The 1581-nt window shown below is 54.8% G+C and carries 2 protein-coding genes; one reads left to right on the top strand and one right to left on the bottom strand.

Annotated elements, in window-relative coordinates; all coding sequences use genetic code 11:
• Nucleotides 1-87: 87 nt before the first annotated feature.
• The gene (cadR, locus tag RJ32_RS03960) at nt 88-495 is read right to left on the bottom strand and encodes a Cd(II)/Pb(II)-responsive transcriptional regulator (RefSeq protein WP_004364961.1); all 408 of its coding nucleotides are present in this window, start codon (nt 493-495) and stop codon (nt 88-90) included.
• A 95-nt stretch (nt 496-590) separates the two neighbouring features.
• Between cadR and RJ32_RS03955 the strand changes: the two genes are divergently transcribed.
• On the top strand, nt 591-1487 hold the full coding sequence (locus RJ32_RS03955) for a cation transporter (protein WP_004364974.1): 897 nt from the start codon (nt 591-593) through the stop codon (nt 1485-1487).
• Nucleotides 1488-1581: the final 94 nt, after the last annotated feature.

Genomic DNA, 1581 nt, shown 5'->3' with positions numbered 1-1581 from the left:
GGGTAAGCGGATTAAATGGTTGATCTTACCTTTGCATGAGAGTGAGACAGACCGGCATCTCATCGGATTATCTGGTTGATGCTTCACCTACTGCTGGTGCATGTTTCCTTCGCTAATTCCAGCAAGAACCCCACACGCCTCAACTTCCCGGTCATCGTTGCAACTCGCTCTCAGTGAAACGAGTTGTTTCTCAAGCGCTTGCAGAGCGGTTATCTGCGACCGCACATGAGAGATGTGATCATCGAGCAAGGCGTTGACGGCGGTACAAGGCTGATGAGGGTCGTCCTGATAGCTCTGTAGTTCGTGAATCTCAGCCAGTGACAGGCCCAGGATTCTGCAGCGACGGATGAAGGCCAGCCCCTCACCATGCTTCTCGGTATAGACACGGTAACCGTTGTCCTGCCGATCAGGCGGCGGCAACAAGCCCTGCTGTTCATAGAAGCGGATCGTCTGTGTTTCGACCCCTACCAACTGCGCCAACTGACCAATGCGCATCAGCCTCCTCCCCAACGGATTCTTTACTCTATTGACCTTATAGTAGCTTTATAGTTTAAAATGGTACCACAACATTGTTCAAGTGGAGTCGTATCATGAGCAAATCCTGTGGTGGCGCCTGTGGCGGTGATGCAACGTCCGCAGCGGATACCGATATACAGGCCTCCTCCGAGGCGCCAGGGAGATGGGTCAGTGTTTATGCCGTGCCGAAGATGGACTGTCCATCAGAAGAACGAATGATTCGCCTAGCCCTGAACGGCTTTGAGGAGATTCGGGCGCTGTCCTTCGACTTGTCGAACCGCCGGCTGAAGGTCGTGCATGACGGCGAGGTCGAGCCCGTCACCTCGAAACTGAAGACCTTGGGGCTAGGCGCCTCGCTTCAGGAAACCGTCGCTGCAAATCCGGAGACCATCAAGGCCGCCGAGTTTTCGGCAGCTTCTGCTAAGCAAGAATCCGGGACCCTGCGCTGGTTGCTCGGCATCAATGCACTTCTGTTCGTGGTGGAAATGACTGCCGGTCTGATCGCCCGGTCCACCGGCCTGATTGGAGAATCCCTGGACAATTTTGCCGATGCGGCGGTGTACGGGCTTGCCCTTTATGCGGTTGGACATAGCGTGAAAATGCAGGTACGTGCCGCGCATCTTGCTGGTGTACTGCAACTGATCTTGGCTGTGGGCGTGCTCGTAGAGGTGGTGAGACGCTTTGTATTCGGTAGTGAGCCTGAATCGCTGGTGATGATGGCTATCGCATTCGTCGCATTGATTGCCAATACCAGTTGTCTGCTGCTCATATCCAAACATCGGGAAGGCGGGGCGCACATGAAGGCAAGCTGGATATTCTCGGCCAACGACGTGGTGATCAACCTGGGGGTCATCACCGCCGGCGCCCTGGTCGCGTGGACCGGTTCCAATTATCCGGATCTGATTATCGGCACCATCGCGGGGGGCATTGTACTTAACGGTGCCAGACGCATTTTGGCGTTGAAGGGTTAAATAATGCTCATTATTGGCAAAAAGCTCTCGCCGTATGCCCTATTGTCCATATCGGGCCTGCTGGCAGCGTCTGATCAGGCTGTAAAGTGGCTGG

The sequence above is a fragment of the Idiomarina sp. 28-8 genome (assembly GCF_000320945.2).
Classification (GTDB): Bacteria; Pseudomonadota; Gammaproteobacteria; order Enterobacterales; family Alteromonadaceae; genus Idiomarina; species Idiomarina loihiensis.
This window is presented reverse-complemented; position numbering and strand designations above follow the sequence as displayed.

What these genes read in the sequence shown, in the direction of transcription:
- cadR (WP_004364961.1), bottom strand. Translation starts at nt 495, where the DNA reads ATGCGCATTGGTCAGTTGGCGCAGTTGGTAGGGGTCGAAACACAGACG.
- RJ32_RS03955 (WP_004364974.1), top strand. Translation starts at nt 591, where the DNA reads ATGAGCAAATCCTGTGGTGGCGCCTGTGGCGGTGATGCAACGTCCGCA.